This window comes from Halocatena salina (genome assembly GCF_023115355.1).
Lineage (GTDB): Archaea > Halobacteriota > Halobacteria > Halobacteriales > Haloarculaceae > Halocatena > Halocatena salina.
In genome coordinates, this window is sequence record NZ_CP096019.1 from 1863454 (window position 1) to 1879130 (window position 15677).

The 15677-nt window shown below is 59.2% G+C and carries 15 protein-coding genes; 7 read left to right on the forward strand and 8 right to left on the reverse strand.

The features are described 5' to 3' along the window. Nucleotides 1–2211, reverse strand: coding sequence for a PAS domain S-box protein (locus tag MW046_RS09510; RefSeq protein ID WP_247992870.1), 2211 nt, complete (start codon nucleotides 2209–2211; stop codon nucleotides 1–3). 2 nt (nucleotides 2212–2213) lie between these two features. Here MW046_RS09510 and MW046_RS09515 point away from each other — a divergent pair, with 2 nt between their 5' ends. The 3 genes from MW046_RS09515 to prs all read left to right on the forward strand — a co-directional run bounded on the left by MW046_RS09515 (nucleotide 2214) and on the right by prs (nucleotide 4802). Continuing rightward, a complete protein-coding gene (locus MW046_RS09515; RefSeq protein ID WP_247992871.1) occupies nucleotides 2214–2387 on the forward strand; it encodes a hypothetical protein in 174 nt (57 codons plus the stop codon). Between the two features lie 681 nt (nucleotides 2388–3068). Next, a complete protein-coding gene (locus MW046_RS09520; protein ID WP_247992872.1) occupies nucleotides 3069–3917 on the forward strand; it encodes an HVO_0234 family beta-propeller protein in 849 nt (282 codons plus the stop codon). A 39-nt stretch (nucleotides 3918–3956) separates the two neighbouring features. Continuing rightward, nucleotides 3957–4802: a ribose-phosphate diphosphokinase gene (gene prs, locus MW046_RS09525; protein WP_247992873.1), complete on the forward strand. Its 846-nt coding sequence runs from the start codon at nucleotides 3957–3959 to the stop codon at nucleotides 4800–4802. 266 nt (nucleotides 4803–5068) lie between these two features. On the opposite strand, the gene rocF is transcribed toward prs, so the two are convergent. Both rocF and MW046_RS09535 read right to left on the reverse strand, forming a co-directional pair. Then, nucleotides 5069–5968 (reverse strand): arginase, encoded by a 900-nt coding sequence (gene rocF / locus MW046_RS09530; protein WP_247992874.1) that lies wholly within the window; start codon nucleotides 5966–5968, stop codon nucleotides 5069–5071. Between the two features lie 64 nt (nucleotides 5969–6032). Further along, on the reverse strand, nucleotides 6033–6944 hold the full coding sequence (locus MW046_RS09535; RefSeq protein ID WP_247992875.1) for an NAD-dependent epimerase/dehydratase family protein: 912 nt from the start codon (nucleotides 6942–6944) through the stop codon (nucleotides 6033–6035). Between the two features lie 176 nt (nucleotides 6945–7120). Here MW046_RS09535 and MW046_RS09540 point away from each other — a divergent pair, with 176 nt between their 5' ends. The 4 genes from MW046_RS09540 (at nucleotide 7121) to MW046_RS09555 (ending at nucleotide 10576) form a co-directional block, all read left to right on the forward strand. Then, the gene (locus MW046_RS09540; RefSeq protein WP_247992876.1) at nucleotides 7121–7651 is read left to right on the forward strand and encodes an HTH domain-containing protein; all 531 of its coding nucleotides are present in this window, start codon (nucleotides 7121–7123) and stop codon (nucleotides 7649–7651) included. A 180-nt stretch (nucleotides 7652–7831) separates the two neighbouring features. Further along, entirely contained in the window at nucleotides 7832–8995 is a 1164-nt protein-coding gene (locus MW046_RS09545; protein ID WP_247992877.1) for an NAD(P)/FAD-dependent oxidoreductase, read from the forward strand. Nucleotides 8996–9130: 135 nt separating this feature from the next. Next, a complete protein-coding gene (locus MW046_RS09550; protein WP_247992878.1) occupies nucleotides 9131–9739 on the forward strand; it encodes a class I SAM-dependent methyltransferase in 609 nt (202 codons plus the stop codon). 84 nt (nucleotides 9740–9823) lie between these two features. After that, on the forward strand, nucleotides 9824–10576 hold the full coding sequence (locus MW046_RS09555) for a class I SAM-dependent methyltransferase (RefSeq protein ID WP_247992879.1): 753 nt from the start codon (nucleotides 9824–9826) through the stop codon (nucleotides 10574–10576). Nucleotides 10577–10579: 3 nt separating this feature from the next. Here the strand turns inward: MW046_RS09555 and MW046_RS09560 are convergent, their stop codons facing one another. Genes MW046_RS09560 through MW046_RS09580 form a run of 5 tightly spaced genes read right to left on the reverse strand, consistent with a single transcriptional unit; the run spans nucleotide 10580 to nucleotide 15670 of the window. Next, complete coding sequence (locus tag MW046_RS09560; protein ID WP_247992880.1) at nucleotides 10580–11395, reverse strand: nucleoside phosphorylase; 816 nt, start codon at nucleotides 11393–11395, stop codon at nucleotides 10580–10582. A 46-nt stretch (nucleotides 11396–11441) separates the two neighbouring features. Continuing rightward, the gene (cdd, locus tag MW046_RS09565) at nucleotides 11442–11840 is read right to left on the reverse strand and encodes a cytidine deaminase (protein ID WP_247992881.1); all 399 of its coding nucleotides are present in this window, start codon (nucleotides 11838–11840) and stop codon (nucleotides 11442–11444) included. Nucleotides 11841–11876: 36 nt separating this feature from the next. After that, entirely contained in the window at nucleotides 11877–12872 is a 996-nt protein-coding gene (locus MW046_RS09570) for an ABC transporter permease (RefSeq protein WP_247992882.1), read from the reverse strand. After that, nucleotides 12865–14139: an ABC transporter permease gene (locus tag MW046_RS09575; RefSeq protein WP_247992883.1), complete on the reverse strand. Its 1275-nt coding sequence runs from the start codon at nucleotides 14137–14139 to the stop codon at nucleotides 12865–12867. Before MW046_RS09575 ends, MW046_RS09570 begins: the two co-directional genes overlap by 8 nt. Then, on the reverse strand, nucleotides 14132–15670 hold the full coding sequence (locus MW046_RS09580; protein WP_247992884.1) for an ABC transporter ATP-binding protein: 1539 nt from the start codon (nucleotides 15668–15670) through the stop codon (nucleotides 14132–14134). Before MW046_RS09580 ends, MW046_RS09575 begins: the two co-directional genes overlap by 8 nt. Nucleotides 15671–15677 lie beyond the last annotated feature (7 nt).

Sequence of the window (15677 nt, forward strand, 5' to 3'; positions counted from 1 at the left end):
TCACTGAAGCGGTGAGCGTTCTTCGATTTCAAAGCGTGCGCCACCGGTCCGACCTTCTGTGACGCTGATCGACCAGCCGTGTGCTTCGACGATCGTTTGAACGATGACGAGACCGAGTCCGGTACCGTTCTCGGCGGTCGAGTAGCCCCGATCGAACACCCGCTCCTGTTTTGTGGGAGGGATCCCCGGCCCGTCGTCTTCGACGTAGAATCCGGTAGTTCCGAGCATACCGACGGTGACGACGACGTCCGGTCGACAGTGCTCGATCGCGTTCCGGAATAGGTTTTCGAACAACTCCTGTAGGCGCTGGCTGTCGGCGTCGATTTCCGCGAGTGGTCCCTCGATGACGAGATCTCCCTGTTCGCTGCCCGCGATCTCCCACGCCTTTCGTACGACAGTAGAGAGGTCGGTCGGCGTCGGCGTGCTGACGATCTTTCCCTGCCGTGCGAGTGTCAACACGTTTTCAATGAGCGATTCCATCCGTTGTAGTGCGTCACCAATGTCGTCCAAATGACGTGAATCGTGGCGTTCTTGAACGATGCTGAGCTTCCCCGATGCGATACCGAGGGGTTGCCTGAGATCGTGGGACACTACGCTGGCGAACTCTTCGAGCTGCTTGTTCTGCCGTTCGAGTTCGTTTTGGCGGCGTTTCCGTTCTGTAACGTCCTGATAGATCGCATACCCCCGAATCGGATCGACATCGACGGACATCTGGGCGGTCGAGAGCCGGAACGTCCGAAGATCGTCTTTCGTCTTTCGAGTCACCTCCACTTCGATCTGCTTGCCCCGGCTGACGTGCTTGTTGAGCGCGTTCGCTTGGGTTTCTTGGCCGTTCGGGAGAATGACGTCATCGATCGATCGACCGACGATCTCCTCTTGAGAGTAGCCAAACACGTTCTCGAACGCCGTGTTGACCGCCTCGACGTGCGGCGTACTGTTTTTCATGACGTATTGAACGGTCGGCTCTGTGATGTTCTCGAACAGCGCAGCGAACTGATCGCGCTCGTGTCGCAGATCCGCCTTGAGCTCCTGTTGTTTGGAAACGTCTCTAACGACACCGACAGTTCCGTTGAACGTTCCGTTGTGGGTGAGGATCGTGATGTTCGTTTCACACGGTATGGTCGCCCCGTCGGCTGTCGTCAGAGCGATCTCGTAGGATTTACTCATTCGGGTTTTGGCGTCGTTTTCGAGCAGCTCTTGGATGTGAGCTTTACCGTCGGCGATCGCCTGATCGTCGAGTACTAACGAGGCGTGTTGACCGATGATCTCCTCACGGGAATAGCCCGTCAGATGGAGTCCCATGTCGTTGACGAACGTGAACCGTCCGTTGGCGTCCAACGCGTACACGATGTCACCGGCAGTGTTCACGAGCGATCGATACCGTTTCAGCTCCTTTTCCCGGCGTTTGCGGGGGGTAACGTCAGTGAGGAGACCGAGTACTGCGGAGGTGTCCGTCGTGTTGATCCGGTCGCTGCGAACCTCGACGTGGATCAGCGTTCCGTCCTTTCGGACCCCACGAAACGTGTGCAGCGGATCGTCGATGAGGTTCCACTCCCGTCGTTGGAGGTGTTCGATGAAGTGGGGACGATCGTCCTCATACACGAGATCCTGAACCGACAGCTTGGTCACCAGTTCCGTTCTCGAATATCCGAATATCTCCGCCAGCTCTTCGTTGACGTACTCGAATTCGAAATCGCAGGTGAGAAACACCCCGATCAAATTCGATTCGGCGAGTCGACGGAGGTTGATGTCGTCCATCGGGGAGAGCTGTCCGCTCGTCCTCGAAGCTTCCCGGTGTTGCTGTCGATCGGGTGGATCGTGACGGTTCGGTACTGCCCTTCGAATCTGCTCAGCAAGTTCCCTATAACAGTCGTTCTCCGGTGTGTGTTTCACGTACTCGGTGACACCAGCAGTGATCGCCCGACGGAGCAGCTCGGTCGATTCGATCTCGGTGAACAGAACGAATGGAACATCGAGGGACCCATGATCGCGTCGTATCCGTTCGAGAACCGTGATAGCGTCGATGCCCGATCGGTCGTGTGCACAGACGAGGCAATCGATCCGGCTCGCGGCGATGGTTTCTGGAAGTCGCCCAGTTGCTGTCGCCGTGGTTGTGCTGATCCCCTCGTCGATGCGTTCGAGTGAGAGCGCTGTCGCGTTTGCCGCTACGGGATCGTCGTCGACGATGAGAACGCCTATCGACTTACCCATCGTTGATATCCCTCACCCCTAACGGGATGGGACTCCCGGACGCCGAGATCGGGTTTGTGGTCGGTAACCTGTTCTCGCAGAGCGAACGCGATCTCGCTGGGATCGAAGAGGCAGCTTGCGGGCTGTGTTGCCAGACCCACGGCGTTTGGCTACTCCCCAGAACGCAAGCGTCCTGACGATGCCGACCAGCCGGTATCTCCATGGTCGAAGACCGGTGTCGAGAGTAGCGATCGTCAAACACGTTCGATATCCATGCGACCGGTGTTTGCGGTCTGGCCACATTCGGAACAACGACGCGAACTGTTGTGAACTCGCTGAGTCTCGACCGATCCGCAGACCGCACACGTCGCTGCGTCGTTTCGTTCTGCGTCGACATCGAGGGTACTGCTACCGTCGCCGTAGTATTCGAACGAACTCGTGCGGTTCCAGACTGCCTACCTGTGGCGACAGTTCCCGTGTCCGTCGTCCGTTCGACGATGAGAGCAGAGCCGGCTTCATTTGAACGTGCTACCAGGGGACAATAGCGTTCGGGAGGGATCCGAGCCCTCAGATCCATCCGACGGCTAACGCCGAGGACGCTTTCTCCAGTCCTCGTGTAAATAGACGGTTCGACGGGTGAAATACGGCAGCGAGTCCCACTCACACGACGTTTCGATTCCAAGCCGGACGTAAAATCACTTACGGCATTACGGCGAAAGTATCACCATTCGTTATTTTCTTCTTATTATAAAATTAAGTAAGAAATCGCCGTATCGGTCAGTGTTACTGACGATCCCCGTTCGTTTCGGGATCGTTCTCGTAGGTATGTCGATATCTCTATCGGAATCGGTACGGCAGTCGGGTTCGTGACCGTATGTATGAGTAGTATCGAAGAAAAGCGAGTGTACGATGCATCGACTGGTAAGACCGATGCGTTCGTCGCCACGGGGATCGGTATCGCTCACGTCGAGTGTTCCGGTGGTCTCGTTGGCGGGTTCGAGTTGGTTCATCGGTGTACCGGTGGCGACATCGCGACCTCAGGGGGACAGATAGCGGTAGGGACTGATGCGGATGTGCTCATCTGGCGGGATGAGGAGTTCGTCTCGACAGGATTCGGTTCAAAGACGGGAAACACCGCTCAGCAAGCACCTAGACAGTGCCCACCGACCGCGGTCGGTTTTCACGATGGACTCGTCGCTGCCAGTTCGGCTCGGATTGCGCGGTACACCGAGGGAACGTGGCATGATCTCCGGGTAAGAGGAACCGAACACGACGTTCCTGCGGTCAGTGCGTTCGCCGATCAGTTGGTCGCGACCGATGTAGGGGTGTACCGTATCGAGGGCAAAACGCTCTCACCAGCCGGTCTAGAAACCGTTCGGGACGTTTCCGTGACAGGGACACCGCTCGCTGGGACGACGACCGGGCTGTACCGGCTCGAAAACGGATGGAAACTCGTATTCGAAAAGCCAGTGCACTGCGTCGCAAGCGACGGTGTCCGCATTCACGTCGGGACTGACGACGGGTTGTTCGTCCGTTCGAGACGGACGGGATCGAACGAACAGTGGGAGCGGGCGGCGATTCCGACCACCGAACGGATCGCAGACATCGCTTACGGCGAATCGACGTACGCGGTGACAGTCGATGGGACGTTTCTCGTCGAATCCGAAGGGGAATGGCGTGCGCGATCGATCGGCCTCCCGGACGTCTGTGGACTCGTAGTGCCGTGAACGAAAACCGGTTTAACTGCCGCTCTGTACTCCACAAACATGATACTCCCCGGATCGACAGCACAGTCCCTTGCAGCTGCACTCGCAGCCCAGACGAACGACTCGCTCGCTGTTCCTCAGACGACCCGTTTTGCTGATGGGGAGTTCAAGGTTCGTGTCGAGTCGAAAGACGACCGAGCCGTCATCGTCTGCTCGACTGTCTGTAGCGAGGCCCACATCGAACTCCTGCAACTACAGGAGATCGCTAGCCGATTCGCAGAGGACGTCATCACCGTGCTCCCTTACATGGGCTACGCCCGGCAAGACGAGGCGTTTGTGGAGGGAGAGCCCGTTTCTGCGCGGGCCGTCGCACGAGCCATCTCGACGGGCACGGATCGGGTGATCACCGTCACCCCCCATGAACCCCACGTTCGGGACTTTTTCGACGTCCCGTGTGACGTCGTTGACGGCGCACACATGCTCGCCGACCCGCTCCCCGACGATCTCACGGAGCCACTGTTTCTTGCCCCCGACGAGGGAGCGACCGATCTCGCTGGCACCGTTCGGGACGCCTACGGCATTGGGACCACCGACTACTTCGAGAAGAGCCGCGATCGTGACACCGGCTCGGTCGAACTCCATCCGAGTGAAACCGATGTGACTGATCGGGACGTGATCGTCACCGACGACATCATCGCCACCGGATCCACGATGAGCAAGGCGATCGATCACCTGCGAGCAGACGACGTAGCCCGCGTGTTTGCGGCCTGTGTCCATCCGATGCTCGCCGACAACGCTCGGACCAAACTCGCCGACGCTGGTGTCGAAGCCGTCTTCGGTACCGATACCATCGAACGGAGTGCCACTACTGTCAGCGTCGCCCCGGCGATCGCTGATGTGCTGTGAGACGTCCTTTAGCCTGCGAAACGATCCGTGCTCTCGTCGGTACACCGTGCTACCGGCTACTCGCTAACACCGTGGACACGAACACCCCGAGTGGTATTTGCTACCGTGTGTCGAACAGCTTGATTCCGATCCCTGAATCGTTCCACCGCATGCATCACATTTCGCTGCCATGCATTTCTATTCTATATCCATTGCAGTTTAATATTTTCTATTCTTTATAATAGAATGTAAAATTAAAACTATAAGTTTTGTAGTGGGGACGGTTCTCAAAGGATGGTTTTACCGAGTGCGCTGGTGACGAGTTCGACGGCAAGCTCGGCCGTTTGGTTGTGGTCATCGAGAATGGGATTTACTTCGACGAGTTCGATCGAGCGGAGGTTCGTCTCTTCGATCGTTTCCATCGCGGCGTGGGCTTCCCGATAGGTAACACCGCCACGAACGGGCGTTCCAACGCCGGGGGCTTCCCGGGGATCGAGCCAATCCAGATCGAGACTGACGTGGATGCCATCGGGTGCGTCGGCGATAGAAAGCGCCTCTTCAGTAACGGCCGTCGCGCCGCGTTCGTCGATGTCGCTCATGGTGAATATCGTCACGCCGCTGTCCCGGAGGGCTTTGCGTTCGTCGTCATCGAGGTTCCGGATCCCGACGAGTGCGACGTTTTCGGGATCGATGGACGCAGGTGCCCAGTCGAGGGTTGCGAAGCTGCCGTGTCCCAGCACGGCGGCCAGCGGCATGCCATGGACGTTACCGCTCGGGGTGGTTTCGGGAGTGTTGAAATCGCCGTGGGCATCGAACCACACCATGCCGATATCGCCGGTGCGTGCGCTTCCGCGAACGGAGCCAATGGCGATCGAGTGATCCCCGCCGAGTACGAGCGGCACCGCGCCCTCGGCGATCGTTTCGGCAACCGTCGCTTCGAGATCGACACACAGTTCCCGGATCTCAGCGAGATATTTCGCCCGCCCGGTCGACGGTTCGACGCTGTCAGGATTTCCCAACTCGGGGTGTGTTACGTCGAGATCACCGGTATCTGTGTAGGAATAGTCGAGATCAGTGAGCGCATCGGCCAGTCCGGCGTACCGAAGCGCCGACGGGCCCATGTCGACACCCCGCCGGTCCGCTCCGAGGTCCATCGGGACACCAATGGCACGAATCGGTCGTGGCATGTGTTGCGCTATTCGTGTACGTGATAAATGAGTCTCGATCGATCAGTGCTGGTGTATCGCCCACTCACGTGTACGGCTCACAGACGCGTTCGATCCCCTCTTCGAAACTGATCTGTGGTTCCCAGTCGGTCGCCTCGGACATCTTCGTGCTGTCGGCGAGCGTATCGTGAACGTAGTCATCGAACGGCGTTTCGACGTAGACTGGATCGATGTCGGTTCCGAGCGCCTCATTGAGTAGTTCGATCACGGTGTTGAAATCGTAGCTCTCGCCGGTTCCGAGGTTGTAGATCCCATCGAGTCGGTGCTCGGCGGCGAGTTCGATTCCGCGGACGATGTCTTCGACGTGGGTGAAATCCCGGGTCTGTGAGCCGTCGCCGTACAACTCTGGGGCGCGTCCGTTCGCCAGATCGTCCGCGAACTGCGCGACAGTGTTGGCGTATTCGCCTTTGTGTTTCTCTGCGCCCCCGTATCCTTGATAAACCGAAAAGAACCGAAGCCCCGCCATCGACATTCCGTACTGGTTCGAGTAGTATTCGGCGTACCGCTCGCGGGCGAGCTTGGACGCTTCGTAGCCGGTCTGGGCCTCGACGGCCATTTCCTCACACGATGGCTCTGTTTGACTCCCATAGATCGACGATGTCGACGCGTACACCACCGTATCACACCCGTGTTCTCGGACCTGTTCGACTGTATTCACGAAGCCCTCGACGTTGACACGGACGCCGCGTCGGGGTTGGTCTTCGTGCATGTTCCGCGAAGAAAGCGCCGCGAGGTGAAACAACACGTCGACATCGGCAGGCAGATCCTCGTCGAGCACGCTCGCCTCGTGGAATTCGATCGATGGATCGAGATTTTCGGGGGTTCCGAGATACAGGTCGTCGACTACGATAACGTCGTTCGAGTCGACAAGCTGATTGGCGAGATTTGAACCGATAAATCCTGCACCACCCGTAATGAGAACGCGGTGTCCTTCCATGGTTCAATGCTGTCGTATCGTGCCAAAGGGGCATCGGTATGGTTTCGATCACGAGAACAATGATCATAACAGGTGGTGGATGAGCATCACCGAGCGGGTGTGGAACGAAACAGTGCGCGGAACGACGGTGTTAGATCACCGCGAGACTTATCAAAGGCGGTATCAAATTGTCCAGCATGTCGTCAATCGAGCTCACGACCAGCCAAAAAGACATCCTTCGGGAGTTGATCAACCTGTATGGACAGAGCGAGCGGGCCGTCAAAGGCGAGGACATCGCCGATGGGGTCAATCGAAACCCCGGAACCATTCGTAATCAGATGCAGAGTCTCAAGGCGCTCCAGCTCGTCGAGGGTGTTCCTGGACCGAAAGGGGGGTACAAGCCGACAGCCAACGCCTACGAAGCCCTCGGTGTACAGGATCTTGACGAGCCAGCGAACGTACCGCTGTTTCACAACGGCGAGCACGTCGACGCGAACGTTCAGGAGATCGATCTAACGAGCGTTCATCATCCCGACCTTTGTCGAGCGGAGATCCGTCTTCACGGTTCCATCAAACAGTTCCACGACGGTGACGACGTGGTTATCGGGCCAACCCCCCGATCGAAGCTCCAGATCGAAGGCACAGTTGACGGCAAAGACGAGACCAACAACGTTCTGATCGTCTCGACATCGATGATGGAGGCCCCAGCGAGCGAGCCGGAACACTGATTCGGACTCAGACTCAGACTCGGTGACAGTCCCCGCTACTATCGTCCGAGATGGTACGACAGTGAGCGACGGCTTCGTCCGTCTATCGACGATATCGACTGTATCGTGAGAACCATACACGGGTCGAATTCACAAATGCGTTTCAAAGCCTTTGTATCTCAGGAAAGCAGACCTTGTCACATGACGGAAGACGTTGTCGTCCTCGGTTCTGGGTATGCCGGTGCGGGCGCGATCAAGAGTTTAGAACAGGAGGTCAGCAATCGGGCAGATATCACGTGGATATCGGATGTCGATCACCATCTCGTTCTCCACGAAGTACACCGCTGTATCCGCGATCCGGAGCTTCAACGAAAGGTCTCGATCCCGATCAACGAGATCAAAAGCAGTGATACGGAGTTCATTCAGGGGACGGTAACGACGCTCGACACGGACGAGCGCACGGTCCATCTCGATGACGGCTCGACAGTCGAGTACGACTACTGTGTGGTCGGTATCGGTTCTCGAACCGCGTTTTTCGGCATCGATGGATTGGAACGACACTCCCACACGTTGAAAAGCCTCCGTGATGCGCTGTCGATCCATGACGACATCAAGTCGGCTGCCAAGGAGGCCTCTAGAACTGATCCTGCGTCGGTCGTGGTTGGTGGAGCCGGGTTGTCCGGCATCCAGAGCGCGGGTGAGATCGCGATGTTCCGCGATCAGTACCGGGCACCCTTGGACATTTACCTTGTCGAGGGATTAGACAGCGTTTACCCACCGGGCGATCCCGAGGTACAGGGCAAGCTCACGAAGATGCTTTCCGACCGGGGAATTGACATCAAGACCGGCGAATTCATCACCGAGGTTGATGAGGACACGGTGTACATCGGCGAGGAGACGGAACTTGACTACGATGTGTTGCTCTGGACCGGCGGCATCACTGGTCAGGACTGCACCGAAGAGATCGATCTAGAGAAAGACGACCGCAGCCACCGGCTGCACGCGTCCTCGACGTTTCAGACGAGCGACGACCGCGTGTTCGCCATCGGCGACACCGCTCTCGTCGATCAAGTCGACGGCGACGCGGCTCCACCCACTGCACAGGCGGCGTGGCAGGCGGCGGAGGTCGTCGGAGAGAACGTCCGGAAAACGATGCGCGATCAACCGCTCACAACGTGGACCTACGAAGACAAAGGGACCGTCATCTCCGTGGGTGACGCGGCAGTCGCAAATAACGTGATTGGTTCGCCGATCGATACGTTCGGCGGTGTCGCCGCTGAAACCCTGAAGAAAGCGATCGCTACGCGCTGGATCAACAAGATCACCAGCGTCAAACGCGCCGCGAAAGCGTGGCCGGACATGTGAACACTCCCGGGAGATCTCCATCTACGGTCTGTTCACTCGATATCTGTCGTGTACGAGCGGTCGGATTCCGAGGACGGCAGCTCGGTACTACAGGACGGTAACGGGTTTTCGGTTCTCCGTCCCGTATTGTGTGCCATGGCTCACGGTTCGGAAGACACGCCTGCCGATAGGACGCTTACCGAGCGGCTATTGTACCGGGTGTTCGGGCAACCGAGGGGACTGTTGGGACGGCTCGGTGGGTGGATGATGGCTGGCCGAAAGGACGTGACGATCGAGTGGGTAGTAGAGCAGCTCTCGATCCGTCCGACCGACCGGGTGCTCGAAATCGGGTTCGGACCGGGGGATGGGATCCAGATGGCCACACGAGCCGCTCCCGAGGGATACGTCGCCGGCGTCGATCACTCGGCGTTGATGGTTCGGATGGCTCGTGAACGGAACGCCACAGCCGTCGCGGCGGGCAGCGTCGATCTCCGACACGGCCGAGCGTCCGAGCTACCGTTCGAGACCGACAGCTTCGAAACGGCGTTTTCGATCAACTCGATGCAGCTGTGGCCCGACGTGCACGCCGGACTCGATGAGCTACAGCGCGTTCTGATCCCTGATGGAAGGGCCGCTTTCGGGTTCACCCACCACGCGAAACAGCCCCCGGATGAGCTCGTGGATACCCTTCTGTCGGCCGGATTCGAGTCGGTCGAACTCCACGAGCGCGACCGGGCGATCTGTGCGGTCGTGACTAATGGGTGAGTACGGATCTGTCTCGGTGTTTTGATCAGACAGGTGTCTGTGTCAGATCGCAGTTGTATATCCGCCGTGGAACGAATCTACGGTATGGCCCAGTCTGTGTGGCACGAGGACGAGGCGTTTTGGGATACGTTCGAAGGCTACGTGTTCGCTCCCGAGGTGATCGAGAAAGCACCAGCTCAGATCGATCACCTGCTCTCTCTGCTCGACCTTCCCGACGATGGCGTGGTTGGAGACGTTCCGTGTGGCGTCGGACGACACGCCGTCGAACTCGCCGATCGTGGATTTCGCGTCACCGGCGTCGATGCGACCGCTTCCTACCTGTCGCGGGCGAGCGAACGAGCGCGAGAGCGGGGCGTGTCGGAGCGCACTGAGTTCATCCACGAGGACATGCGGGACGTTTCCCGACCGAACGAGTTCGATGCGATCATCAACCTGTACACCTCCTTTGGCTATTTCGAAGATCGGGCCGACGACGAGCGCACCGCACGGAACTTTTATGACTCGCTTCGACCGGGTGGGACACTCTTCATGAGCCTAACGAGCAAGGAAACGCTCGCAGGGAAATTCGAGCAACGAACGTGGGATGAACGAGATGGCACCTACTTCCTCGAAGAACACGAGATCACTGACAACTGGAGTTGGATGGAAAACCGATGGATCGTCGTGACAGACGAGGCGGTACAGGAGTTCACCGTTTCTCACCGGCTGTACTCGGCGTACGAACTGACCACCCTGCTACAGCGGGTGGGGTTTGAGGACGTATCGGTGTACGGAAATCTGGATGGGGATCCCTACGACGAGAACGCCGCTCACCTCGTGATCGTCGCCACCAAGTAGCGATCAGTCGAGATCGAGACTCAGCCCGGCGTGCCACCGATCGGCTCCGACCGCCCGCTTTGTCTCGTCCATCTTCGCCAGGAGTGCGGTTGCGAGCGTGGCGGTTTTGGCGGCCCGTGATTGGCCCTCGACACGGAACTCCTCGTTCGTCCGATCGGCGTAGACGGTACAGACCGCTCCTGCACGAAGTCCGTAGATTGATGCGAGCGTACAGATCGCGCTGGCTTCCATCTCGAAGTTCAATACGTTCACGTCCCGTAGTTCCTCGTACAGCGCCCGTCCTTCGGGTGATTGGAACCCGTCGAACCCCTCGCGTCCCTGACCCGCATAGAAGCTATCGGTGCTGGCGGTCACGCCCACGTGGTAATCGTACCCCAGCCGTTCGGCGGCGGCCACGAGCGCAGTCACGACCTCGTGGTCGGCCACGGCGGGGTAAGTTTCCCGGACGTATTCGGTACTGGTTCCTTCTCGTCGCACCACGCCGTTCGTGATGATGAGATCGCCGATCTCCACGTCGGGTTGAATCGTTCCACACGATCCCACCCGGATGAACGTCTCGACACCGACCGCGGCGAGTTCCTCGACAGCGATGGCTGCGGACGGACTCCCGATCCCGGTCGACGTGACGGAGATCGGCGTTCCGTCGTACGTCCCGGTGACGGTGCGATACTCGCGGTGGTTCGCTCTCTCTTCTGCATCATCCCACTCGGCAGAGATTCGGTCGACGCGCTCGGTATCTCCCGGCAGGAGAACGGTTTCGGCAACGTCGTTCGGTCCGACTTCGAGATGATACTGGACGGCGTCTGTCTCGTCTGCCATACCACCCGTGGGGGCCCGTTCCTGTCAACCGTTTCGGTCCCTCTAGTCACGCGTTTTCGAGCGTATCCCGAGAAATCGCTGCTGGTAGCAGCGTACCCAGCGTGTACTCCTCGATGTCCTCTTCGACGGCACAGAGGATCCGTAGCTCCTCGTTGCAGAACTCGGCCAACGTCTGACGACACATCCCACAGGGCGTCACGCCGTCGCGCGCACTGGAGACGACGGCGAGCCGTGTGAACGCTCGGTGTCCCGCAGCAACGGCGGTGCCTACCGCGATCTCTTCGGCGTGCAACGAGTTCGAGTAGTTGGCGGTCTCGATGTTACATCCCGTGAACACGGTTCCGTCATCGGTTTCGATCGCCGCGCCGACGCGGTATTCGGAGTAGGGAACGTACGCCGACGCGAGCGCCGTTTCGGCCTGCTCGATCAGATCGGAATCGTTCATACCGAGACGGACGCGGGGAGGAGTGAAGTGGTTGTCCTACTCCTCGCCCGATTCGTAGTGATCGCCCGCGGCGTCGGGGGTGCGCGTTCGGCCCACGACTGCGAGCACGACGATGACGGTGAGATAAGGGATCGTTTGGACCAACGAACTCGGGAGATATCCCGATTGGAGTTGGATCTGGACCGTCTGCAACCCAGCGAACAGGGTTGTCGAGAGGAAAGCTCCGATCGGGTTGTAGTTGCCCAACAGATACACGACGATGGCGATGAACCCCCGGCCGTCGACCATCGTTTGACCGTTGCCGCTGAATTCCCCCAGACTGAGCGAGAGACTCGCGCCGCCGATGCCAGCCAACACTCCCGACAGGAGCACACTCACGTACCGAACCCGCCTGACGCTCACGCCAGCCGTGTCCAGCGCTTGGGGGTTCTCTCCACTCGCGTGTACCCACCGTCCGAACGCGGTACGGTTGAGAACGTACCACGATCCGCCGACCGCGAGGAACATCAGATACACCGGCGGCGCGGCATCGAACAGCGCACCAACCCCGGGAAGCTTCGACAGTCCTGGGATCGTGATCGGAGCGAAGCTCGCGCTGTCGGCGTTCACGCTGCCGTAGATCACCGTGGACAGAAACGGCGCGAGACCGAGCGCCACGAACCACACCGCAAGCCCTGCGATGATCTGATCCGCACGAAATTCGAGACAGACGACCGCAAACACCGCAGCGAGCAGTGTACTCGCAAGTACGCCAGACACGAACCCGATCCAGACGTTGCCGGTGAGATCCGTCGCATAGATCCCCACGAACGCGGAAATAATGAGATGACCCTCCAATCCGATGTTGATGACGCCGCTTTTTTCGGCGAAGATCCCGCCGAGCGCAGCGAACGCGATCGGCACGGATAGCCGGAGCGTCGAACTCACCGTGCCTTTGTTCACGAACCCGGATAGGGAGACCCCAACGAGGGCGAGCACCACGATCCACACGAGCGTCCCGCGTCGTCTCCCGATCGACACCAGTTCACGCATCCTCCTCACCTCCGTCCGGGTTCGGTTTCTCTGCGATCGTCCGCCGACCGATCATCCGGAAGAACTCCGGCATCGCAACGAACAGAACGATCAGCCCACGCAACACGTCCACGAGCTGTGGTGGCATCGATGTGGAGGTGTCGATGACGATCGCTCCGCTTTTGATGATTCCAAACAACGGCGCTGCGAACAAGACGCCCAACGGGTTGTTGCCGGCGAGGATGGCGACCGTGATGCCGTCGAACCCGTAGGACGGCACGCCGGTCTGGAAATTACCGAGAATCATCATGACGTACATCGCGCCGCCGAGACCGCCCAGCGCCCCCGAGAGCGTTAGGCTCGCAACGATGGTCCGTTTGGTTTTGACGCCGCCGTACTCGGCTCCGGTGGGTTGGAGTCCACTCGTGCGGAGATCGTACCCCAGCGTAGTGTATCTCAACAGATAGTAGATCACACCGCCGAACCCGATCGCAATGGCGAGCGCAAACAGGGAGAATTTCATTCGGGGGTCGAACACGACTGACGGGATCGTCGCGCCGTCGGGAAGCGGAACCGTCTCGACCACCTGACTGTCGGGCCGTTGGAAATGGTTCGAGACGAGATACAGGGCGAACTGCGCAGCGACGAAGTTGAGCATGATGGTTGTGATCACCTCGTTGGCGTCGGCGTATGCTTTGAGAACGCCGGGGATGGCTCCGTACAGCCCACCAGCGACCGCGCCGATGCCCAGTCCGGTGGGAACGAGCAGGACCGTCCCCATCACGCCACCGGGAACGAGTGGCGCCAACACGAGCAGTCCCAGCGCGCTTGCGAGTGCGCCAGCGACGAGTTGTCCCTGTGTTCCGATGTTGAACACGCCCGACCGGAACGCAAGCGCCACCGACAACCCGGTCAACACGAGTACAGTCGTTTCCCGCAGCGTCACCGCCATCGCCGCGTTAAACGGACTCCACCCCTTCCGGAACGGCGGGGCGAATTCGCCCTGAAACGGCCGAAACAGCGGGTTCATCGGATCGCCTAACGCCCCGAAGAACAACCGGTCGAACACCGTGACCGGATCGTAACAGAATCCGACACCGAAATACGTCGCTGCTGCGGTCGTACACGTCGTCATCCGTCCTGAAACGAGAATGAGCACCGCACCGACGAGCACCGCGAGAACGAGCGCTGCCGTGCTGATCAAGATCCGCTCGACCGCCGACAGCCGAGCAGATCGTTCGAGGACAGCTCGTAGCCGTTCTTTCGCTCGTGAGAGCACATCACTCATCGGCGTGCACCTCACGTTCCGGCTGTTCGCCAGCCATCAACAGTCCGAGTTCCTCTTCGGTGACGGCTCCGGGATCGACGGTGTCCACGAACTCGCCCTCGTACATCACCGCCAACCGGTCGGACAGCCCCCGAACTTCCTCTAGCTTCGAGGAGACGAGCAACACCCCAACGCCCGCGTTGCGGAGTTCCAACAGCCGCTCGTGGATGAATTCCGTCGATCCGATGTCCACGCCACGAGTGGGGTGAGCAGCAACGACGAGCCGCGGATCACGAGCGAACTCTCGACCGACGATGAACTTCTGCTGATTGCCACCGGAAAGCGACGACACTGTAGCGTCCGGATCGGGCGGTTGCACGTCGTACTCCTCGATGATCGTTTCCGTATGCTCGCGGGTGTGTGACCAATCGATCCGTCCGTTGTTCGCAAACACTTCGCCGTGTTGGCTCCCTAACAACCCGTTCTCGACCAGATCGAACTCCATCACTACTCCTCGTTCATGTCTATCAGCAGGAATGTACGCCATGCCCTGATCGATGCGCTCTCGGCGGGAGTCGTCGGTGATCTCTCGGCCGTTGAACCCGATCGTCCCGGCTTGGGGATACCGCAAGCCGGTGATGGCTTCGATCAGCTCGCTCTGTCCATTGCCGTCCACGCCAGCGATTCCGAACACCTCACCCCGCCGGACGGCAAAAGACACATCGGAAACTACATCGATCTCTTGTTCGTTCACAACCGTGAGATCGTCGACCGACAGGGCCACTTCTCCCGGGTCGGGGGGTGACGTTTCGATTTCCAACAACACCTCTCGACCGACCATCAACTCCGCCAGCTCCTCGCGTGTGGTTTCCTCGGCGTCGACCGTGCCGACGTTTCGACCGTCGCGGAGCACGGTGATCTCGTCGGCGGCCCGCATCGCCTCACCGAGCTTGTGCGTGATGAAAATAATCGTTTTGTCCTGCTCGGTCAGCAGTTCGAACACCGAGAGGAGTTCTTCGACCTCTTGAGGTGTCAACACTGCCGTCGGCTCGTCCAGAATGAGAACGTCGGTTCCCCGGTACAGCGCCTTCAGGATCTCGGTACGCTGTTGGACTCCGACGCTCAACTCCGAGATCCGGGCCTCGGGATCGACATCGAGCCCGAATCGATCACAGAGATGGGCAACGTCCTGACGGGCTTGGTCGCGGTCGATCGCCATTCCGCCCCATTTCCGGGGCTCTGCCCCGAGTGTCACGTTTTCAGCGACAGTCATCGAATCGACGAGCATGAAATGCTGGTGGATCATTCCGATCCCCGCATCGATCGCGTCCTGTGGCGTCTGGAACGATCGCTCGGTGCCGTCTACGACGATCTGTCCCGCGGTCGGCTCGTACAGCCCATACAGAACGTTCATCAGCGTCGTCTTTCCGGCACCGTTCTCACCGAGGAGCGCGTGAACCGTCCCACGTTCGACGGTGAGATCGACGTCGTCGTTAGCGAGAACACCCGGGAAACGTTTCGTGATTCCATCGAGGGAAACGGCCGGCGTCATCTATCTA